18 protein-coding genes are annotated in these 21,178 nt (G+C 35.7%); 16 read left to right on the forward strand and 2 right to left on the reverse strand.

Annotated elements, in window-relative coordinates:
• Positions 1-46: 46 nt before the first annotated feature.
• Both L2586_RS21855 and folK read right to left on the reverse strand, forming a co-directional pair.
• Complete coding sequence (locus L2586_RS21855) at positions 47-688, reverse strand: deoxynucleoside kinase (RefSeq protein WP_235295092.1); 642 nt, start codon at positions 686-688, stop codon at positions 47-49.
• Positions 675-1,151 carry a 2-amino-4-hydroxy-6-hydroxymethyldihydropteridine diphosphokinase gene (gene folK / locus L2586_RS21860; protein ID WP_235295110.1) on the reverse strand — a complete coding sequence of 159 codons (477 nt, stop codon included), beginning with the start codon at positions 1,149-1,151 and terminating at the stop codon, positions 675-677. Before folK ends, L2586_RS21855 begins: the two co-directional genes overlap by 14 nt.
• Positions 1,152-1,434: 283 nt before the next feature.
• On the opposite strand from folK, the gene L2586_RS21865 reads away from it, so the two are divergent.
• The 16 genes from L2586_RS21865 to L2586_RS21940 all read left to right on the forward strand — a co-directional run bounded on the left by L2586_RS21865 (position 1,435) and on the right by L2586_RS21940 (position 20,864).
• A complete protein-coding gene (locus tag L2586_RS21865) occupies positions 1,435-3,024 on the forward strand; it encodes an alanine/glycine:cation symporter family protein (RefSeq protein ID WP_235295093.1) in 1,590 nt (529 codons plus the stop codon).
• A 145-nt stretch (positions 3,025-3,169) separates the two neighbouring features.
• On the forward strand, positions 3,170-3,964 hold the full coding sequence (locus tag L2586_RS21870; RefSeq protein WP_235295094.1) for a thymidylate synthase: 795 nt from the start codon (positions 3,170-3,172) through the stop codon (positions 3,962-3,964).
• A 152-nt stretch (positions 3,965-4,116) separates the two neighbouring features.
• On the forward strand, positions 4,117-5,523 hold the full coding sequence (locus tag L2586_RS21875) for a c-type cytochrome (RefSeq protein ID WP_235295095.1): 1,407 nt from the start codon (positions 4,117-4,119) through the stop codon (positions 5,521-5,523).
• Between the two features lie 39 nt (positions 5,524-5,562).
• Positions 5,563-8,742 carry a TAT-variant-translocated molybdopterin oxidoreductase gene (locus L2586_RS21880; RefSeq protein WP_235295096.1) on the forward strand — a complete coding sequence of 1,060 codons (3,180 nt, stop codon included), beginning with the start codon at positions 5,563-5,565 and terminating at the stop codon, positions 8,740-8,742.
• An 11-nt stretch (positions 8,743-8,753) separates the two neighbouring features.
• Positions 8,754-10,580 (forward strand): NrfD/PsrC family molybdoenzyme membrane anchor subunit, encoded by a 1,827-nt coding sequence (nrfD, locus tag L2586_RS21885; protein ID WP_235295097.1) that lies wholly within the window; start codon positions 8,754-8,756, stop codon positions 10,578-10,580.
• Positions 10,580-11,101, forward strand: a complete 522-nt coding sequence (locus L2586_RS21890; protein ID WP_235295098.1) for a DUF3341 domain-containing protein — start codon at positions 10,580-10,582, stop codon at positions 11,099-11,101. Before nrfD ends, L2586_RS21890 begins: the two co-directional genes overlap by 1 nt.
• A 41-nt stretch (positions 11,102-11,142) precedes the next feature.
• On the forward strand, positions 11,143-11,973 hold the full coding sequence (locus L2586_RS21895) for a c-type cytochrome (protein WP_235295099.1): 831 nt from the start codon (positions 11,143-11,145) through the stop codon (positions 11,971-11,973).
• A 9-nt stretch (positions 11,974-11,982) separates the two neighbouring features.
• Positions 11,983-13,257 carry a hypothetical protein gene (locus L2586_RS21900; RefSeq protein ID WP_235295100.1) on the forward strand — a complete coding sequence of 425 codons (1,275 nt, stop codon included), beginning with the start codon at positions 11,983-11,985 and terminating at the stop codon, positions 13,255-13,257.
• Positions 13,258-13,280: 23 nt separating this feature from the next.
• Entirely contained in the window at positions 13,281-14,780 is a 1,500-nt protein-coding gene (locus L2586_RS21905) for an OmpA family protein (protein ID WP_235295101.1), read from the forward strand.
• 16 nt (positions 14,781-14,796) lie between these two features.
• On the forward strand, positions 14,797-16,653 hold the full coding sequence (locus L2586_RS21910; protein WP_235295102.1) for a cytochrome c oxidase subunit I: 1,857 nt from the start codon (positions 14,797-14,799) through the stop codon (positions 16,651-16,653).
• On the forward strand, positions 16,653-17,543 hold the full coding sequence (cyoE, locus tag L2586_RS21915) for a heme o synthase (protein WP_235295103.1): 891 nt from the start codon (positions 16,653-16,655) through the stop codon (positions 17,541-17,543). The genes L2586_RS21910 and cyoE overlap by 1 nt, the downstream gene beginning before the upstream one ends.
• A 4-nt stretch (positions 17,544-17,547) precedes the next feature.
• Positions 17,548-18,111: a cytochrome c oxidase subunit 3 gene (locus L2586_RS21920; RefSeq protein ID WP_235295104.1), complete on the forward strand. Its 564-nt coding sequence runs from the start codon at positions 17,548-17,550 to the stop codon at positions 18,109-18,111.
• 16 nt (positions 18,112-18,127) lie between these two features.
• Positions 18,128-19,153, forward strand: a complete 1,026-nt coding sequence (locus L2586_RS21925; protein ID WP_235295105.1) for a cytochrome c oxidase subunit 3 — start codon at positions 18,128-18,130, stop codon at positions 19,151-19,153.
• Between the two features lie 26 nt (positions 19,154-19,179).
• Positions 19,180-19,611 (forward strand): cytochrome C oxidase subunit IV family protein, encoded by a 432-nt coding sequence (locus tag L2586_RS21930; protein ID WP_235295106.1) that lies wholly within the window; start codon positions 19,180-19,182, stop codon positions 19,609-19,611.
• A 199-nt stretch (positions 19,612-19,810) separates the two neighbouring features.
• The gene (locus L2586_RS21935) at positions 19,811-20,323 is read left to right on the forward strand and encodes a hypothetical protein (protein ID WP_235295107.1); all 513 of its coding nucleotides are present in this window, start codon (positions 19,811-19,813) and stop codon (positions 20,321-20,323) included.
• Complete coding sequence (locus L2586_RS21940) at positions 20,313-20,864, forward strand: DUF420 domain-containing protein (protein ID WP_235295108.1); 552 nt, start codon at positions 20,313-20,315, stop codon at positions 20,862-20,864. The genes L2586_RS21935 and L2586_RS21940 overlap by 11 nt, the downstream gene beginning before the upstream one ends.
• The last annotated feature ends 314 nt before the right edge of the window (positions 20,865-21,178 follow it).

The following is a 21,178-nucleotide window of genomic DNA, read 5'->3' on the forward strand; positions in this document are numbered from 1 at the left end:
GTAGGAGAAACGAGTAATCTTTAAAAATGTTTTCGCAAAGTTAAGGCTATAGAATCAGTGAAATTCTATGTACACCAGGTAGATATTCCTTTTTTAGTAAATTCTTTATGTGCTCATAATTCTTCTTATTTGCAACGAAGTCAATATCATTCAAGTCGATAATAAGAACCGGAAATGTCAGGATATTTCTGAAATATTCGAAATAGGAGTTTTGAATTTTTAGCAAGTATTCATCAGAAATATTCTTTTCATACTCACGTCCTCTCTTACTTATGTTCTTTTGCAAAATGTCGACACTTCTGTGGAAGTAAACGAGCAGGTCTGGATTCGGAAAAGAATTATTCAGCGTATTAAATAACTTCTGGAAAATCCTGTATTCATCATCTGCTAGATTTTTACGTGCAAATAAAAGTGTCTTAACAAAGGTGTAGTCAGCTAGGGTGAAATCATGGAACAAGTCTTGGTATAAGAGATGTTTTTGCAATTGTTTCATTCTCTCTGTCATGAAAAACAATTCGACCGTAAGTGCGAAGCGATTCATATCCTCATAAAAGAAAGGAAGAAAGGGATTATCATCGAATTGCTCTAGGATTAATCGGCAAGAATACTCTTCATGCATCATCTTACAGAAAGATGTCTTACCTGAGCCAATGTTGCCTTCTATCGTTATATAATTATAAGGAAACATAAGAATCGTCTTGAGTATTATTTTTTAATTCTGCCACTGACTTTTTTAATATTGGGTGATGCCATTCAGGTACAATTTCCGATAATGGAAAAAGCACAAAATTTCTTTCATGCATTCTTGGATGAGGCAAATCTATGATTTCATTTTTAAGAATTAAGTCGTCGTAAAAAATAATATCGATATCAATTGTTCTTGGCCCCCACCTTATATCTCTTTTTCGATGCAATAATACTTCAATTTCTTGGCAACTGCTTAAAAGTTCGTAGATATCTAATTCAGTTTCTATTTCAAATGCTTGGTTGAGAAACGATTTTTGATCTTTTAAACCCCAAGCTTCTGTTTCATATATAGCAGAAGTCTTAGTGACATTTCCTGCTTTATCTTCTATGAATTTCTTACATAGACCTAGGTGTTTCAGCCGGTTCCCAATGTTAGATCCTATATGAAGTATAGCTTTATGCATCCCCAAAAATAACATATTTACGAAATCCTTATATTTTATAAATAAAAAAGAATAAAATTATTTTTTAGATGGGATCTAAATAAAATGATAGGTATAATTAACAAAGGGCTGAATAAAATTCAACCCATTGTTAATTATTTGATTTTCATTTAAGCGGTCATAATTTTAATATTCAAAGATCGAACCAATGTATTTGATTACCCGAAGATTATTCCGATTTATAATAAAATTATTGCTTTTTTTTTTGATATTGCGGAATTGTTCACAAAACCTCTAATTAATTATGAAGAAGAAATTATCCGCATTGTTCTTACTTTTAGCACCGTTAATGTTGCTAGGTCAAGAAGCCGCAGAGCAAGGAATAGATGAGAAAATAGATGCAGCTTTTGGTTGGGCAACTGGTTGGTTTGTACAAGGGATATTTTATCAAATCCCGTTTTCAGAAAATGTGAACATTCCTTGGGTTTTATTCCCTCTTATTTTAGGAGCGACCTACTTTACCATATACTTTAAGTTGATAAATGTCAGAGGGTTCTTTACTTCTATTAATATTGTAAGAGGAAAGTATGATGAGTTAGATCATCATGAAACGTATGATGTAGCTGGTGATCCGACACCCGGTGGAGATAGTATAGAAACAATTGCCGTAGAAAATTCAACTGGTGAAGTTTCACATTTTCAGGCATTGACCGCTGCATTATCCGCAACAGTTGGTTTAGGAAACATTGCAGGTGTAGCTATTGCGGTTTCAATTGGTGGTGCTGGAGCTACCTTTTGGATGATTGTTGCAGGGCTATTAGGAATGGCAAGTAAATTCGTAGAATGTACACTAGGTGTAAAATATAGAGATATAGAAGCTGATGGTACAGTTTATGGTGGGCCAATGTATTATTTGAAAAAGGGACTTAATAGCGTAGGACTTGGAGGATTAGGAAAAGTTTTAGCTGTTGTCTTTGCAATTTTTGTAATAGGAGGCTCGCTTGGAGGTGGAAATATGTTTCAGGTGAATCAAGCATTTCAGTTAATTGAGAATATTACAGGAGGTGAAGCTTCTTTTCTTTATGGCAAAGGGTGGTTATTTGGGTTAGTAATGGCGATTTTAGTAGGTGTTGTTATTATCGGTGGAATTAAGTCAATCGCTAAAGTAACAGAGAAGATTGTACCATTTATGGTAGTTATATATGTAATCGCTTCACTCTTTGTGATCTTTGTCAATTTTAACATGGTAGGTGATGCATTTGTACAGATATTCCAGGGAGCTTTTAGTCCGGAAGGTGTATTAGGTGGTGCAGTTGGAGTTCTAGTTCAAGGATTTAGAAGAGCGGCATTTTCTAATGAAGCGGGAATTGGTTCAGCTTCTATCGCACACTCAGCAGTTAAGACGAAGTATGCAGCAAGTGAAGGAATGGTTGCATTGTTAGAGCCATTTATTGATACTGTTTTGGTGTGTACTATGACAGCTTTAGTATTGATTATTACTGGAAATGTAGCTGCAGAAAATGCTGGTTTAAGTGATGCACAAGCAATTTTATTAACTTCTGGCGCTTTCGAATCTGCAATTTCATGGTTCCCATATGTATTAACGGTAGCAGTTGTACTATTTGCATTTAGTACCATGATCTCTTGGTCATACTATGGATACCAAGGATGGGCTTACTTATTTGGAAGATCTAAGAATATGGAATATATTTATAAGATCATGTTCTGTATATTTGTAATCATAGGAGCAGCAGCTAGTTTAGGTTCTGTAATTGGATTCTCAGATGCAATGATATTTGCAATGATGATACCGAATATGATAGGATTAGTAATCCTAGCACCTAAAGTCAGAGATGAGCTCGCGAGGTATATGAAAGCGATAAAAAAAGCATAAAAATATATAAAAAAGCAGGCTAATCAATTAGCTTGCTTTTTTTATTTGAATATGGATTTAGTTAATAATTAAAATCTTCATATTTAATAATTTCATATTTGTATTTATTTCATACTTTTGTGCATCAACTAACTTGAGCTGCTGAATGAGGCAATACCACCAACTATTGAAACACATTCTCGAAAATGGGAATGATAAATCTGATCGCACTGGAACAGGTACTAAGTCTTGTTTTGGTTATCAGATGAGATTTGACCTTCAGGAAGGCTTCCCAATGCTTACCACTAAAAAATTACATCTTAAGTCTATTATTCACGAGTTACTTTGGTTTTTAGCAGGAGATACAAACGTTAAGTACTTGCAAGAAAATGGCGTCCGCATATGGAATGAGTGGGCAGATGAGAATGGTGATCTAGGACCAGTATATGGTAAACAGTGGAGAAGTTGGGAAAAGAAGGATGGAGAGACCGTCGATCAAATCAAGAGGGCAATAGACCTTATAAAGAATAATCCGGACTCACGTAGAATAATCGTCAATGCATGGAATGTTGGTGAATTAGATGAAATGGCGCTTACTCCATGTCATTGTTTATTCCAGTTTTATGTTGCTGATGGAAAATTATCATGTTTATTGTACCAACGATCAGCGGATACGTTTTTAGGCGTACCATTTAATATTGCTTCTTATGCATTATTGACAATGATGATGGCGCATGAATGTGGATTAGAATATGGAGAATTTGTTCATCATTTCGGTGATGTACATTTATATAACAATCACCTAGAACAAGCGGCTGTCCAATTATTGCGAGAGCCGAAGAAATTACCAAGATTAATTTTGAATGAAGATGTAAAATCCATTTTTGATTTCAAATTTGAAGATTTTACATTGCTTGATTATCATCCGGATCCACATATAAAGGCAAAAGTGTCTGTGTGATGACTTGTATGCTTTATTTAGAAAGTATCTAAATAAAAGCGAATATTATAGATTTAGTACCATTTAATAGACACTAATTCTATTTTTGCGCACAAGATAAGGTTCCATATACCAATAATAAGAATAAAAAATATACTGGCTAAATTAGTGCTATGCGTAATATATTGAAAATCAAATTTTTGCTTGCCTTTATTCTGCTGACAATGCAGTTTAACGGTTTTTCGCAGGGTTCGGCTGAAGAGGGGAAAACACTCTTTAAGAATTACTGTGCATCATGTCACGCTAAAAATATGCGTTCAGATGCAACAGGCCCAGCACTTGCCGACGTAGAAGTACGATGGGCAGACTATGAAAGAGAGGATCTATATAGTTGGATCAGAAATTCTCAAGCGTTGATAGCTTCAGGGCATCCAAGAGCCAATGAAGTTTACAATGAAAACAACAAGGCTATTATGACAGCCTTTCCTAATCTTACTGATGATAACATTGAGTCTATATTGGCTTATATCAATGTTGCTGCTAATCCTGTTGCTGCAACAGGTGGAGCTGGTCCTAGTGCAGGTGTTGTAGTAGAAGAGAAGTCATCGAATACTATATATTATATACTAGCTGCAGCGCTTGGATTTTTAGCGCTTATCCTTACAAGAATAATAAGTAACCTTAGAGTAATTGCTACGAAGAGTGATGATCCTGATGCAATTGTAGAAAGAAAATCAATAGTAGAAACATTGACCTCTAAAGGTGTTATTACATTTGTTTTATTTGCCTTAGTTGTTATAGGTGGCTATAAAACAGTAAATACAGCGGTGAATTTAGGTCGTCAGCAAGGTTACGCACCAGAGCAACCTATTAAATTTTCACACGAAACACATGCTGGTATCAATCAAATCGATTGTCAATATTGCCACGATGGAGCACGTAGATCTAAGCACTCTGTTATACCAGCGGCTAATACATGTATGAATTGTCATTCAGCTATTAAAGTGGGTTCAACTTATGGAACAGCAGAGCTTTCTAAAATTTATGCTTCTATAGGATTTAATCCTTCTTCAGGGACTTATATTAATAATTACAGTGAAATGCCTGAAGATAGTATCAAAGAGATATTTACAGATTGGATAGCTGATAATTATGTTTCAGAAAATGATTTGACTGAAATTAATAGAGAAGGTGAAAAGGTAGTGAAAGAGCAATGGGAAAATATCAAGAGTTCTTTAACTAATGATGTAAAAGATAAAATTTACGGACCTATTCCATGGGTAAGAATACACAATCTTCCTGATCATGTATATTTTAATCATGCACAACATGTTTCTATAGGAAAAGTAGATTGTCAGCAATGTCACGGTACGGTAGAAGAAATGGAAGTACTAGAACAGTATTCACCATTATCGATGGGCTGGTGTATCAACTGTCACAGACAGACAGAGGTGAAGTTTATGGATAACGAATATTATCAAGCATACGAACAGTACCATGATGAATTGAAAAGTGGAGACAGAGACCGTGTAACAGTAGAAGACATAGGTGGGCTAGAATGCCAGAAATGTCATTATTAATTGCAAATAGAGTAATACTCAATATAAATATTTAGCTAAATGAAGCAAGATAAACAGGGAATATGGATTGGTGAGAAAGATCTTACGCAAGATCCTGAATTCATAAAAGCTGCATCACAGGAGTTCGCAGGTGAAAACCTATTAGAAACAATGGGAAGCAAGCCTGAGGCTGTTAACTTAGAAAGTACTCGAAGAGACTTTTTAAAGTATTTAGGATTTGGGCTAGGAGCTGCTACACTTGCAGCTAGTTGTGAAATTCCAGTAAAACGGGCTATTCCATATGTTATAAAACCTGATGAAATCGTTCCTGGTATTGCGAATTATTACGCAACTAGTTATGTGAAAGGTGGTGATTTTTGTTCTGTTCTAGTAAAAACTAGAGAGGGTAGACCTATCAAGGTTGAAGGAAATAGTCTTTCTACAATCACTAAAGGTGGTACATCAGCAAGAGCTCAAGCAATGGTACTAGATCTATATGATCTGAACAGATTGCGTAAGCCTACTATTAATGGTGAAGATGTTTCATGGTCTGAATTAGACAGTGCTGTAAAAGCAAAATTAAATGCTTCTTCTAGCATCAGAATTTTGACGAATACGATACTAAGTCCATCTGCAAAAATGGCATTGGAGGAATTTAAAACAAAATTCCCAAGTGCTAAGGTGGTTACTTATGATCCAGTTTCAAGCTCTGCATTACTAGATGCTAACGAGCAATCATTCGGGCAAAGAGTAATACCAAATTATAAATTTGAAGAAGCTGACGTTGTTGTAAGTTTCAATGCTGATTTCCTAGGAACATGGATTTCACCGGTGGAATATGCTTCAGGATACGCTAAGAAAAGAAAAATACAAGATACCAATAATCCTACGATGTCTCGACATATCCAAGTAGAGGGACACATGTCTCTTTCAGGGTCTAATGCAGATAATAGGATTTTAGTAAAGCCTTCTGAACAAGGTGTTGCAATCTTGGCTTTATATAATGCCGTAACAGGAAGTGGAGGGAAAGTAGCAGGATTAAATCCGAAAGCTCAAGCCGCTTTAACTAAAGTTGCTGCTGAGCTAAAACGTGCTCAAGGTAAATCAATAGTGATCAGTGCTAGTAATAATGTAGCAGAGCAAACTTTGGTTAACGCAATAAATCAATCTCTTGGAAATATTGGCAATACAGTATCATTCGAAAATGCGTCTCTACAAAGACAGGGTGATGATAAAGCATTTGCTGAATTATTAAGAGAAATGAAATCAGGATCAGTTGACACTTTAATTGTCAATCAAGCGAATCCTGCATATGATGCTGCTAGCAAAGGACAATTTGCAGATGCTTTAGCTAAAGTTTCTAATACGATAGCATTATCGTATGATCATAATGAAACTTCGTCACTGTGTAACTATGTAGCTCCAGTTAATCACATATTAGAGAGCTGGGGAGATGTAGAAGCGAAAAGAGGAATTATTAATTCAGTTCAGCCAACGATATCACCTATTTTTGATACAAGACAAGCTGAAGCTTCGATTTTAGTTTGGTCAGAAAGTCCAAATTACAATGCAGCTTCTGAGCAACCTTATATGGAATATGTTCAGGCAAATTGGAAGAAAACAGCTTTTGCAGCACAATCTAAATATTTAGGTTTCAATAGTTTCAGAGACAACTTACTAGCGGATGGTGTTACAACAGTAGCCGATACTCAAGCAGGTGAAGTTAGCTTTATAGGAAATGCATCAGCAGCAGTTAATGGTATCACGAAACCATCTGGCAGCGAAATGGAAATCGTTCTTTTTGAAACGGTTAATATCGGAAACGGACAGTTTGCAAGTAATCCATGGTTGATGGAAATGCCTAATCCAATTACAAGATGTTCTTGGGGGAATTACCTTGCTGTTCCTGTTAACTTTGACGGAGTAAGAAAAATGGTAGGTCTTAATGGTCTTAAAGATGGAGATCTAGCTACCTTAACAGTTAATGGAAAAGAATATACAGTTCCTGTTATTCAACAATTCGGGCAAATGCCAGGAACTGTTGGTTTAGCATTAGGATATGGAAGAACAGTAGCAGGAAAATGTGGAACTGGAGTAGGAGTTGATATTAATGATGCAGTCGGGTTATCTGAGGACTATGCAACTTACTACGCAACAGATGTTTCAGTTTCTGATAAAATAGGAAAAGAAGATCACTTCTCATGTGTTCAGTACCACCATACAATGGGTGTAACTGCAGAAGATAAAGATACAGGAGAGACTATAAATGCTGATGAAGCTGCATTAGTTGCCTTTAATTATGGAATCGTAAAGCAAGGTTACCAAGGCGCTTTAACAGATAGGTCTATTATTTATAATTCTCACGTAGATGATCTTAAGGAAAACTTAAGTGAACTACACCATAAGAGAGAACATGCTCAGCACCTAAATAGTGAGCAAATCTACGCTGGTCATGATGACTTATATGCAAGAGGCCACCACTGGGGAATGCACGTAGACTTGAATGCATGTATCGGTTGTGGAGCTTGTACTGTTGCTTGTATGGCTGAGAATAATGTTCCAGTTGTAGGAAAGAAAGAAGTAACTCGACACCATGAAATGACATGGTTAAGAATTGATAGATATTTCTACGGAGACTTAGAAAACCCAAATGCAGTTTATCAACCAATGATGTGTCAGCATTGTGATAATGCACCTTGTGAAAATGTATGTCCAGTAAATGCGACGAACCACAGTTCAGAAGGTCTTAATCAAATGGCTTATAACAGATGTGTCGGTACTAGATATTGTGCAAATAACTGTCCTTATAAAGTAAGAAGGTTTAACTGGTTAGATTACACTACAGCGGATATATTCCCTGCTAATCAACCAAGTTTAAATGGTGAAGAAGTACCATTTGGAGCTGATAACTTAACAAGAATGGTATTAAATCCAGATGTTACAGTTAGATCAAGAGGAGTTATTGAAAAATGTTCTTTCTGTGTACAACGTATCCAGGAAGGTAAGTTGACTGCGAAGAAAGAAAGTAGAAGATTGGTAGATAGTGATGTTAAGACTGCTTGTCAGACGTCATGTCCTACAGGAGCAATCACATTTGGAGATTTCAATAATAAAGATGGAGCATTGAATAAAAAATTAGAATCTCCGCTTAATTATATCGTATTAGAAGAAGTAAATGTAAGATCATCAGTGAACTACACGATGAAAGTTCATAACAGAGATGAATCTTTAGACGCTTAATAAATTAACTTATGAGTTCAGTTGTATCAAGAATCAGGGAGCCATTAATTACCGGTCATAAGTCGTATCATGACATTACCGAAGATTTGGTTTCTCCCACAGAGAAAACACCAGGCCCAGCGTGGGTTATAGCTTTTATTACATCAGTTAGTGTATTTGCTTTTGGTTTGTTTTGCATCACATGGACTATATGGCATGGGATCGGAACATGGAATCTTAACCGAACAATTGGTTGGGGATGGGATATCACTAATTTCGTTTGGTGGATCGGAATAGGACACGCCGGTACATTGATCTCTGCGATCTTACTTTTATTCAGACAGAAATGGAGAACAGGAGTAAACAGAGCAGCGGAGGCGATGACGATATTTGCCGTTTTATGTGCCGCACTTTTCCCAGGGATACACGTAGGACGTGCATGGGTAGTTTTCTACTTCTTCCCGTATCCTAATACAAGAGGACCATTATGGCCTAACTTTGATTCTCCACTATTGTGGGATTTATTTGCGATTAGTACTTACTTTACCGTATCATTATTATTCTGGTACACAGGTTTAGTTCCTGATTTTGCAACAGTTAGAGATAGAGCGAAAGGTTTTAGAAAAAAGATATACAATACATTATCGTTCGGTTGGACAGGTTCCGCTAAACACTGGCAACGATTTGAATCATTGTCATTAATATTAGCTGGTATCGCGACGCCACTTGTACTTTCAGTGCATACGATAGTAAGTTTTGATTTCGCAACATCAGTGATTCCAGGTTGGCATACAACGATATTCCCTCCATACTTTGTGGCAGGTGCGATATTTTCTGGATTTGCGATGGTATTGACCTTGATGATCATTACTAGAAAAGTATTGAATCTTCAAGACTATATTACGATTGAGCATATCGAATCCATGAATAAGGTAATCCTTGTTACTGGAACGATCGTAGGAGTTGCTTATTTGACTGAGTTATTTATTGCTTGGTATTCTCAATATCCATATGAGCAATTTGCATTCTTCAATAGAGCACTAGGGCCTTATTGGTGGTCATATTTCGGAATGATGTTCTGTAATGTAATTACACCTCAATTCTTCTGGTCTAAGAAACTGAGGAGAAATATTGGGCTGACATTCTTTTTATCGATCATCATCAATATAGGAATGTGGTTCGAGCGATTTGTAATTATTGCAACAACATTAGCAAGAGATTATTTGCCATCATCATGGAGTTTTTATGTTCCATCTTGGGTTGAGATCGGTATTTTCATCGGAACAATGGGAATGTTCTTTACAATGTATTTGATATTTGTAAGAGTAGCACCAGTAGTAGCGATTGCAGAGGTTAAAACAATATTGAAATCTTCAGGAGATCAATACTGTGGACCGAATGCAATTCATACAGATCATGGACATAGTCATGATGATCCTATTCATTCAGATGATATTCAGGCAGATCATCACGGACATGCTGAAGATCCGGTAGAGGATGTTCCAGCTGCGGTAACGAAGGTTGCGGATAGCGGTGAAAAAGCCAAAAAGACAAAAGTTTCTAATACTTATGTTCCTTCATCTAGAAAAGAAGATTCTGTAAAAGATGATTTGAAAAAGATAGAAGGCATAGGTCCTAAGATAGAAGAAGTATTAAACAATAGTGCCATTTCAACTTTCATCGATTTAGTTAATACAGATGTTGGAAGATTAAAGGCAATATTAGAAAATGCTGGTAATAATTTTAAGCAACACGATCCTACAACATGGTCTTCGCAGGCAAAACTTGCAGCGGAAGGCAAATGGGATGAGCTTAAAAAATTGCAAGATGAATTAGATGGCGGTAAAACTAAGAAGTAATGAGTTATAAAAATAGATCTATCGTATACGGTTTATACAATGATGAAACAGAGCTTCTAAGTGCTGTAAAAGAAGCCAATAAAAAACATCTAAAAATTATGGATGTTTTTACACCATTTCCAATTCACGGCTTAGATCCATTATTGGGTTTAGAAGAGTCTAGATTGCACATTGGTGGATTCATATTTGGATCACTTGGAACATTAACAGCATTTTTGGGAATGACTTGGATCTTTACTAAGGACTGGCCTCAGATATATGGTGGTAAGCCACATTGGGCTGTTCCAGCATTTATTCCGATTACATTTGAGTTAACAGTATTGTTTGCTGCCATAGGAATGGTAGTTACTTACTATATCATTAATGGCTTAGGACCTGGTGTAGAGAATCCTTACATTGATCCAAGAATTACTGATGATAAGTTTTGCCTAGCATTTGATATACATGAAGTAAATCAAGCAGAAGCAGAAGCGTTACTTAATGAAACGGGTGCTGCTGAGGTAAATGCTAAAACACTATAACGATAGAAGAAATTAAAATGAAGGATATCAAAAAAATATATTTGGTTTTAGTTATAGCAGTCATGCTTATTTCTATAAATGCATGCCAGCAACCTAGTAATGTGGATACTGGTAGTGAGTATATGCCTGATATGGCACACTCTATTGCATATGAAGCAAATACGTATGCTTACTACTATAATAATACGTGGGGAAGTAAAGAAGATTATTATGAAATGGCTCAGCCTCGTGTTCCTGTGAAAGGAACCATCGCAAGAGGTGCTGCTAGTAGCACAGCAATGACTGCTTCAAATAATGAAATCTCAGTTCCTGCAAATGGAGCAGTTCCTTACTATTATGGTAATACGGAAGAGGAAAGAACTCGAGCAAGTAATGAACTTATCAATAATCCTTATAAGATTACAGATGCAGGTCTAGCTCAAGGGAAAGAATTATACGATATTTTTTGCGGAATCTGTCACGGTGCTGCTGGAGATGGAGGTGGATATCTTGTAAGAGATGCTAACCCAGCTGCAGGAGATGAAGGAGGAAAGTACCCAGTACAACCAGCTAATTTTTTATTAGAAGAATTTGTAGCTGCAAGTAATGGAAGATACTATCACGCTATCGAATATGGTAAGAATCTGATGGGAAGTTATAAGGATAAATTATCTTATGAAGAAAGATGGCAAGTCATTCATTATATCAGGTCTCTTCAAGCAAAAAACCTGAAACTGAAGTACTCGCAATTAGAAAATACATTGAACTCCGTGGATATTCCTGCGGGAGAGCATATTGCTGATGCTATTATGGAAACACATGATGCACATGAATCTGATCACGCAGAAGGAACAGATCATGAAAGTGAAGGCAATCATAATGGAGACCATTAATGAATAAATATGAATAAGGTAGATACAATGAACGAATATACATTTACAGGTAAATCTAGACTTGTCCTAATGATAGGAATGGGATTGGGTTTATTATGTTTGGCACTATCATTTTTTATGGATGGCTTTGATCATCATCCACGTTTTTGGTCAAATCTTCTCCATAATTCGGTATTCTTTACTGGAATAGCATTTATGGCTGTATTCTTTATTAGTGTTTGTATTACGGCTTGGGCTGGATGGTACACTGTTTTTAAAAGAGTATGGGAAGCATTCTCCCAATTTATAATAGTAGGCTTAGTCCTAATGTTAATCATTGGAATAGGAATTTATGCTGATTGGCATCATCTATATCACTGGTCTGATACTAGTTTATTAGATCCTAGTAATACCGCTTCTTATGATGAAGTATTAGATGGAAAATCAGCATTCTTGAATCCATTCTGGTATGTTGTAATCGGAGGATTAATCGTTGCAGCTTGGGTATTTTTTGCATACAAGTTAAGATCACTTTCATTAGACGAAGATGTAAATGGAGGAGATGCAGAATTTAAGCATCACAGAAAAATGAGATTTTGGGCTGCTGCATTTCTACCAATAGCTGGATTTTCAAGTGCAGCAATAATATGGTTATGGGTAATGTCCGTAGATCCACACTGGTATAGTACTCTTTTTGCATGGTACACAGCAACAAGTTGGTTTGTTTCTATGCTTGCCTTAACAATACTTGTATTAGTTTACTTAAAAGGTAAAGGATATTTTGCAAATGTTAGTGCAGAGCACTTTCATGATCTTGGTAAGTTTATGTTTGCGTTTAGTATATTCTGGACTTACCTATGGTTCTCACAGTATATGTTGATTTGGTATGCGAATGTTGGAGAGGAAACAATTTACTTTAAACACAGAATAGATAATTATCCTGTAATGTTTTATGGTAACTTGATCATCAACTTTTTAGTACCGTTCTTCATTTTAATGAGAAACGATACGAAGAGAAAATTTGGAACATTAGTATTTGTATCGATTATATTAATATTCGGACACTGGTGGGATTTCTTCTTAATGTTGAAACCAGGTATTCTTCATACTGCACAAAGTACAGTCGAAGGTGCACATCATGCTGGATTTGTAGCAGGGTTTTCACTTCCTGGTTTAATAGAAATAGGTACAATGATAGGGTTCTTGAGTTTGTTTTTATTTGTAGCTCTGACCGTATTGTCGAAGAATACTTTATTGGCGAAAAATGATCCTTTTCTTGAGGAGAGTTTACATCACCACGTTTAATTAAAGTTAGAAAAAATATATAAATGACTGCTTTAGTAATATTTTTAATAGTTCTTTTACTCTTCATCATCCTAGTTCAACTAGGGCGGGTTACAGAACTTTCAGCGAAAATCAGAGGTGAAGAAGATGCTGAAGAACAAGGAAATAATAGGACTGCATTATGGTTAGTAATATTCATGATTGCTTTTCTAGTATTTTGTATAGGTTCAGCATATTATTATAGAAATTCTATGTTGGGATATGGGCCATTAACAAGTGCTTCTGAGCATGGTTGGGCTTTAGATAATCTATTTAATGTAACATTGGTTTTAACGGGAATAGTTTTCGTTCTAACTCAGATCTTACTTTTCTGGTATTCTTACAAGTACAGACATAATAAGAACAGAGTAGGAGCATTCGTATCTCACAACAATACGATAGAGGTTGTGTGGACAGCAATACCAGCTTTAGTCATGACATTCCTTGTTGTTAAAGGATTAATTGTTTGGAATGATGTTATGCCTGATGTTGATCCATCAGAAGATGTTATAGAAATAGAAGCTACAGGTTACCAGTTTGCATGGGATATCAGATATCCTGGTCCAGATGGTAAGATTGGTACTAAAGATTACCAATTGATTAATCCAGGTTTAAATCCACTAGGATTAGATTTTACAGATGTGAAGACGCACGATGATTTTATCGCTGATAAAATTGTTCTACCTGTAGATAAAAAAGTAAGAGTTAGAATTACTTCTAAAGATGTTCTGCATAATTTCTTTTTGCCTCACTTTAGAGTTAAAATGGATGCAATACCAGGACTACCTACTTATTTCATATTTACACCTACTATAACAACAGCCGATTACAGACAACAATTAAGAGAATATCCAGAATGGAATGTTGATCAAGATCCAGCGGATCCTGAAGCGGGAACAAGATGGGAAAATTTCGATTTTGAGTTGGCTTGTGCTGAGTTATGTGGAAAAGGACACTATTCGATGAGAAAGGTTGTTGAAATCGTTTCTCAGGAAGAATATGATGCGTGGAAAGCACAACAGAATTCATTTTATTTCTCAAGTGCTAGGAATTCAGATGTAGATCCTTATAAAGGACAATTACTTGATATTGATATCGCTAATAGATCTAAAGAATTTGATGCTAAATTTATTGAAGCATTAAAAGCTGAAGATGCAGATGATAGAATCGTAAGACTTGATTATGTAACATTCGAGACTGGATCTCCTAATTTGACAGCAGATTCGAAATACGAATTGGATAATGTAATAAAAGCATTAAAGGAAAATACAACAATAACTACAGAAGTATCAGGTCACACTGATAATACAGGAGATGCTGCTAAGAACATGGAGCTTTCACAAGCTAGAGCTATGGCAGTAATGCAGTATCTTTTAGATAATGGTATAGATTCTTCAAGAATGAATGCTAAGGGATATGGTCAGACACGACCAGTAGCAGACAATGAGACTGAAGAGGGACGTCAGCAGAACAGAAGGACAGAATTTAAAATTATTTCGCAATAGCTAAAGATAGATAGAGATGGCTAATGATGTTTTAACATATGACGATGAAGTCATATTAGAAGAGCAAGGATTTGATGATCATTTTCATGAACATGAGCATGGTGACCATTTTAAATCCAACTTTGTAAATCACTACGTTTTCAGCATGGATCACAAGATCATTGCTCGTCAATTCTTGATTACAGGAATGGTATGGGCTTTGATAGGAGCTGGAATGTCTATTATATTCAGATTGCAATTAGGATTTCCTGAGGAAAGTTTAACATGGATTAAGCCACTCTTAGGGAAATGGATCGCAGTTGATGCAACAACAGGTATTGGTACATTAATGCCTGAATTTTATTACGCATTAGTAACCATGCACGGTACGATCATTGTATTCTTCGTACTGACGGCAGGTCTGAGTGGAACGTTTAGTAATTTATTAATACCACTACAATTGGGAGCCCGGGATATGGCCTCACCGTTTTTGAACATGTTAAGTTACTGGTTCTTTTTCTTAGCCAGTGTAATTATGTTTTACTCTTTGTTTCTAAGTACAGGACCATTCTCAGGAGGATGGACGGCATATCCGCCATTGAGTGCATTGCCACAAGCATCTACAGGATCTGGAACAGGAATGACGTTGTGGTTAATGAGTTTGACATTTTTTGTAGTCTCCGTTTTATTAGGAGGTATTAACTATATAACAACAGTACTAAACTTAAGAACAAAAGGAATGAGTTTATGGAGAATGCCATTAACCATATGGGCGTTTTTTGTAACTGCAATTTTAGGATTGTTATCATTCCCAGTTTTAGTTTCTGGATTCTTCATGTTGATTTGTGATAGAATGTTAGGAACGAGTTTCTTTCTAAGTGAAATATTTATAGAAGGAGCAGCTTTACCTAATGTAGGTGGTAGTCCAATTCTTTACCAGCATTTATTCTGGTTCCTTGGTCACCCTGAAGTGTACATTATTATACTTCCTGCAATGGGTATCGTTTCTGAAGTTTTGTCAGTACATGCAAGAAAACCAATCTTTGGTTATAAAGCGATGGTCTTTTCCATCCTGGCCATTGGATTTCTGTCCTTCATTGTATGGGCGCACCACATGTTTATGTCCGGTGTGAATCCATTTATTTCTAATTTCTTTGTAGTCTTTACATTAATTATTGCGGTACCGTCTGCGGTGAAAGTGTTTAACTGGATTACGACCTTGTATAAGGGGAATATACGGCTTAATACGCCTATGCTATTTGCGATCGGATTCGTATCAATGTTTATATCTGGTGGTTTAACTGGGATTTTCTTAGGTAACTCAGCTATTGACATTCAGATGCACGATACCTATTTTGTCGTTGCTCACTTTCACATTGTAATGGGAGTTGCAGCGTTTTTTGGAATGTTTGCCGGTATTTATCACTGGTTCCCTAAGATGTATGCAAGATTCATGAATGAGACATTGGGTAAGATTCACTTCTGGATTACAATGATCGGTGCTTATGCAGTATTCTGGCCTATGCACTATTTAGGAATAGCAGGAGTACCAAGAAGATATTATAGTTTCAATACGTTTAATTCATTTGATGATTTTACAGCATTGAACCAATTTATAACGATAGCAGCGATTGTAGTATTTGCAGCTCAAGTATTATTTGTGATTAACTTCTTCTACAGTATTTGGAAGGGTAAGAAAATGACAACTAAGAATCCTTGGAAAGCAACTACACTTGAGTGGACTACACCGATACATACAGGTCATGGCAACTGGGAAGGTAACTTACCTGTAGTACACAGATGGGCATATGATTATGGTAAAGATGGTATCGATTATGTACCACAACATATACCTTTAACAGAAGAAGAAAAAGCACAAGAAGGATCACATTAATGACACAAGTCAAGACTACATATAATTCTTTTTCACTAGGCGGCAAAATCGTTGATTACGGTTTGCTTATAAAGTTCAAATTGAGCTTAACAGTTGTATTCTCAGCTGTCATGGCTTATTTGATTCTAGGAGGTCGTTCGTGGATCGGAGCTTTTGGGCTTTTTATCGGAGGCATGTTAGTCACCGGTGCAGCAAATGCTTTGAACCAAGTTCTAGAGAAAGATTTTGATAGACTAATGGATCGTACTAAGGATCGCCCAGTTGTTATGGGAAGGATTACATCACCTGAAGCAGTATTAGCTGCTGGTTTGATGAGTTTAGTAGGAATTACGATATTAGGAATGTTTAATCCACTGACCGCATTTTTAGGAATGTTATCATTGGTATTATATGCTTTCTTATATACACCGTTAAAAAGGTTTTCACCTGTATCTGTATGGATAGGAACTCTGCCTGGTGCATTGCCTATACTTATTGGAGGTGCCGCAATAGAAGGACACATTAGTACTTTAGCTTTAATCATATTTGGAATTCAAGTTTTGTGGCAATTACCTCATTTCTGGGCGATAGGATGGATTGGCTTCGAAGATTATCAGAAAGCAGGTTTTAAATTATTACCGGTTAAAGATCAGAGTTTAGATCCTAAAATTGGTTTGTACTCGTTTTTCGCTGCATTACCACTAATAGCATTAGGTATGCTACCGTTCTATTTAGGAGAAATGGGAATGATACCATCTATTATTGTTGCCTTTTCAGGTATCTTATATGCAGGAGTAGCTTGGAAATTTTATAAAATGGCTGATAGGAAATCAGCATTACGTTTGATGTTTAGTTCATTTATCTACTTACCGGTAATATTGTTTTCATATTATATCGGTTCAATCATATAGTGTTATGGAAATAAGCATAAAGAATAGAATCAATCCACAATTATTTGGCTTATGGACAGCATTAGCCAGCATAACTATGATGTTCGGTGCCTTAACAAGTGCGTACATTGTAAGACAGGCAGCAGGTAATTGGTTAGAGTTTAGAATGCCGGATTTATTTATCGTAAGTACGGTTGTCATTCTATTAAGCAGTGTGACTTTACAAGTTGCATATAATGGTTACAAGAACCAGAAAGAAGGATTATATAAAGGAGGTCTAGTGCTAAGTTTTATACTTGGATTAGCTTTCTTAATATTACAATATAATGCTTGGATGATGTTATTTAATATGGGAGTGGACATGAAGATTAATCCTTCAGGCTCATTTTTATATGTTATAACTGGAGTTCATGCAGGACATATATTAGGAGGAATTACAGCTTTGATAGTTGCCCTTCTTCATGCCTTTACTTTACCATTTGAATATTCAGACAAAAGGAAGAATAGATTTCAGTTGGTATTGCATTACTGGCATTTTGTAGATCTGTTATGGGTCTATTTATTTGTATTTTTATTAATGACGAGATAAATTTTAGATATTTAATATGGCAACAGAAGCAGCTGTACATCACGATGTCGAAAACGACGAAGATTCTTGGGATGGAGGAAAACAACCATTTAAAGTCAGTTATGGAAAACTGATGATGTGGTATTTCTTGCTTTCAGATGCATTTACTTTCTCAGGATTTTTGATTGCATATGGAGCACTAAGGTTTAGTATGCCTACTTGGCCTGTTCCGGATTTTGTTTTCAAAACCGCGCCTTTCAACAATGTTGGACTAGGACACGGAGTGGACTTACCACTTATTTTCGTAACGTTTATGTCATTTCTCTTGATCATAAGTTCTGTAACTATGGTTAGAGCGGTACAAGAAGGTCACAGAGAAAATAAGAACGGTGTTGTTTTTTGGATGTTATTAACCGTTTTTGGTGGAATAGGATTCTTAGGCTGTCAAGCTTGGGAGTGGACGAACCTTATAGGAACGGAACATATGACCGTAACAACGAATCCATTCGGAACTCATGAATATAGTGGTGCTTACCTGAATGAAGATGGATCTGTTTCAGATGAAACATTCGATGCAGGTGATAGCTATCTATTACATAAAGTAGCTTCTCATGGACATGGTGATGAACACGGAGGACACGACGCACATGGTGCAGATGACGGACACGGTGCTTCTGATAGTCATGCTGATGAAGATCACGGAGAATCTCACGGATTCGTACCTTCCGAAACGGCAGCTGGGGATTATGCTGGATATGAAATTTCAGAAAAGGGCTATATACAGCGAAAATTCAGAATACTTGACGGCGATATGGCTGGACAGACAGAGACGCAAGCGTTTGGTCCTAAGGCGTTCGGTGGTTTATTTTTCTTTATAACAGGATTCCACGGATTTCACGTATTGTCAGGTGTAGTTTTCCTTATCATCATTATGCTTAATTCAGCAAGTGGTTTATATGAAAAAAGGAAGAACGGATATGAGATGGTTGAGAAAATAGGATTGTATTGGCACTTTGTCGATTTAGTCTGGGTGTTTGTTTTCCTAGTATTTTACTTATTATAAAAGATCAATTAGAAGAATAATATATTATGAGTGATCCAGAAGTTACGAAGAATCAATTAAGGCGGTTTATAAAAGGATTAGTACTATTAGCAGTTGTTACATTAATAGAAGTTTTCTTTTCTTTATTAGGTAAAGGGCATATTATTAGTGGTGCAGAAGACTATAAATGGTTAATTATTTTAACTGCAGTTATCATATTAGTACTATCGGTCTACAAAGCATACTTCATTATTTATGAATTTATGCACATGAAGTATGAAGCTCCAGGTTTGTCAAAAACAGTTTTACTGCCAATGTTTTTATTGGTGTGGGCAATTATAGCTTTCTTTTGGGAAGGAAATGATTGGAATAAAAGACGAACACTGATCAAGAATAAGAATAATGAGCAAATAGATGATTCCAGCCAGAAACAAATGGGTATGGATGTCAGGATATTAAAAGAAGAAGATTTTCAATAAAATATAAGCCATTCTGAAAAGAATGGCTTTTTTATTAGTTGAATTTTTAATTTTGGAAATAGAATTATATAGTCTACTATCTCTTAGATATAAGGGATGCATTTTGTAAACCTTTATCTATTTAGGGCATTGTATAATGGGATACATTTATAGATATTTTATATAAAATGGTCAACAATTTACTTAATCAAAATCAAGGATGAAGGCATTAAGAATTATTTCAATTTTAGCTTTATTGGTTTTATTTCCCGCTATCAGTTATTTATATCTTATAAAAGGGTTTAACTTTAGAATGGATGCTTTAAAGGATCTAGAACCTAAAGAGCAGTTAGAAGCTTTTGATTATCCGAATGTTTCCCTGAATGATTTAAAAGGTAAGGCTACTTTAATATTCGATGGACACAATATGAAAGCTAAGTCATTATTAGAGCCAGTGTATGATGAATTTTCTCATAGGGAGGAATTTCAGATGATTGGATTTGTAGCGGACTCAGCAGCACTCCGATTATATAAAAACACTAAGCAATGGATGACTTTACTAGGAGATTTTCCTTATGAGAAAGAGATTGCTTTAATAGATACTGGAGGAGTGATTAGGAATTTTTATGACTTAGATAGTATATCCTTTAAAGCCTTGATACAACATATACCGATTATTATCCCTAGAGAAAAAGAACAAGATATAGTTTTAAAAAGAGAAGATGAAAAATAGTAATACTACCAATCCTAAAGTTCAATTAGCAAGGAAATTAAATATACTTGCCTATATCGTTTCTATTATTGTTATCGGCCTGGTATTGTTAATGAGACGAGTTAAATTCGATATTGGAATTGACTTTAGTTTCTTACCTGCGTTTCATAGTTCAATGAATGCCGTGACAGCAGTTCTCTTGATCATCGCACTCGTTTTTATTAAACAGAAAAAGATTACGGCACATCGAAACATGATGTTTGCTGCAGTGATTACATCAGCGCTGTTTCTTCTGTCCTACGTATTGTATCATTTTACAACACCGGAAACTAACTTTTGTAAAGAAGGAAACATAAGAATTGTTTATTTTATCTTGCTTATATCACATGTTATCTTGGCGGGTGTAATTTTTCCATTTATACTATTTACGCTGATTAGAGGTTATACAGACCAAGTAGAAAAACACAAGAAAATGGCTAGATGGGTATACCCAATGTGGTTATATGTAGCAATTACGGGACCTATCCTATATCTAATGCTAAGACCGTGTTATGGATTATAGATAGATTACTTCAGTATTAATAATTGTAATTTTAAATTCTTTATAATCAACACATTAAGTATTGTCCTAATACAAAAGAAAACCCGGTTACAAAAGACAATATGGAAGGCACAAAAACTCACCTACAAAGAGGTAAAAATACTGGGTGCAAATGTTATCTATGCAACAAATGCAAATCGAAACTATATTGTAGACTTACCTTTCTTAATACAGTTTATAATTTAAATACTATTTCTAGTACAGCCCCTTATTGGGGTTTTAAAACCCCAATAAGGGGCTGTTGGCGGCTTGAAAATTCTATCGGGCTCTTATCA

This window comes from Portibacter lacus (assembly GCF_021533215.1).
GTDB lineage: Bacteria > Bacteroidota > Bacteroidia > Chitinophagales > Saprospiraceae > Portibacter > Portibacter lacus.

Excerpts from the sequence above, each read along its gene's own strand:
- L2586_RS21920 (WP_235295104.1), top strand. The coding sequence starts at position 17,548 with ATGGAAATAAGCATAAAGAATAGAATCAATCCACAATTATTTGGCTTA.
- L2586_RS21905 (WP_235295101.1), top strand. The coding sequence starts at position 13,281 with ATGACTGCTTTAGTAATATTTTTAATAGTTCTTTTACTCTTCATCATC.
- L2586_RS21865 (WP_235295093.1), top strand. The coding sequence starts at position 1,435 with ATGAAGAAGAAATTATCCGCATTGTTCTTACTTTTAGCACCGTTAATG.
- L2586_RS21935 (WP_235295107.1), top strand. The coding sequence starts at position 19,811 with ATGAAGGCATTAAGAATTATTTCAATTTTAGCTTTATTGGTTTTATTT.
- nrfD (WP_235295097.1), top strand. The coding sequence starts at position 8,754 with ATGAGTTCAGTTGTATCAAGAATCAGGGAGCCATTAATTACCGGTCAT.
- L2586_RS21890 (WP_235295098.1), top strand. The coding sequence starts at position 10,580 with ATGAGTTATAAAAATAGATCTATCGTATACGGTTTATACAATGATGAA.
- L2586_RS21930 (WP_235295106.1), top strand. The coding sequence starts at position 19,180 with ATGAGTGATCCAGAAGTTACGAAGAATCAATTAAGGCGGTTTATAAAA.
- L2586_RS21855 (WP_235295092.1), bottom strand. The coding sequence starts at position 688 with ATGTTTCCTTATAATTATATAACGATAGAAGGCAACATTGGCTCAGGT.
- L2586_RS21910 (WP_235295102.1), top strand. The coding sequence starts at position 14,797 with ATGGCTAATGATGTTTTAACATATGACGATGAAGTCATATTAGAAGAG.
- L2586_RS21880 (WP_235295096.1), top strand. The coding sequence starts at position 5,563 with ATGAAGCAAGATAAACAGGGAATATGGATTGGTGAGAAAGATCTTACG.
- L2586_RS21875 (WP_235295095.1), top strand. The coding sequence starts at position 4,117 with ATGCGTAATATATTGAAAATCAAATTTTTGCTTGCCTTTATTCTGCTG.
- L2586_RS21925 (WP_235295105.1), top strand. The coding sequence starts at position 18,128 with ATGGCAACAGAAGCAGCTGTACATCACGATGTCGAAAACGACGAAGAT.
- folK (WP_235295110.1), bottom strand. The coding sequence starts at position 1,151 with ATGCATAAAGCTATACTTCATATAGGATCTAACATTGGGAACCGGCTG.
- L2586_RS21870 (WP_235295094.1), top strand. The coding sequence starts at position 3,170 with ATGAGGCAATACCACCAACTATTGAAACACATTCTCGAAAATGGGAAT.
- L2586_RS21940 (WP_235295108.1), top strand. The coding sequence starts at position 20,313 with ATGAAAAATAGTAATACTACCAATCCTAAAGTTCAATTAGCAAGGAAA.
- L2586_RS21900 (WP_235295100.1), top strand. The coding sequence starts at position 11,983 with ATGAATAAGGTAGATACAATGAACGAATATACATTTACAGGTAAATCT.
- cyoE (WP_235295103.1), top strand. The coding sequence starts at position 16,653 with ATGACACAAGTCAAGACTACATATAATTCTTTTTCACTAGGCGGCAAA.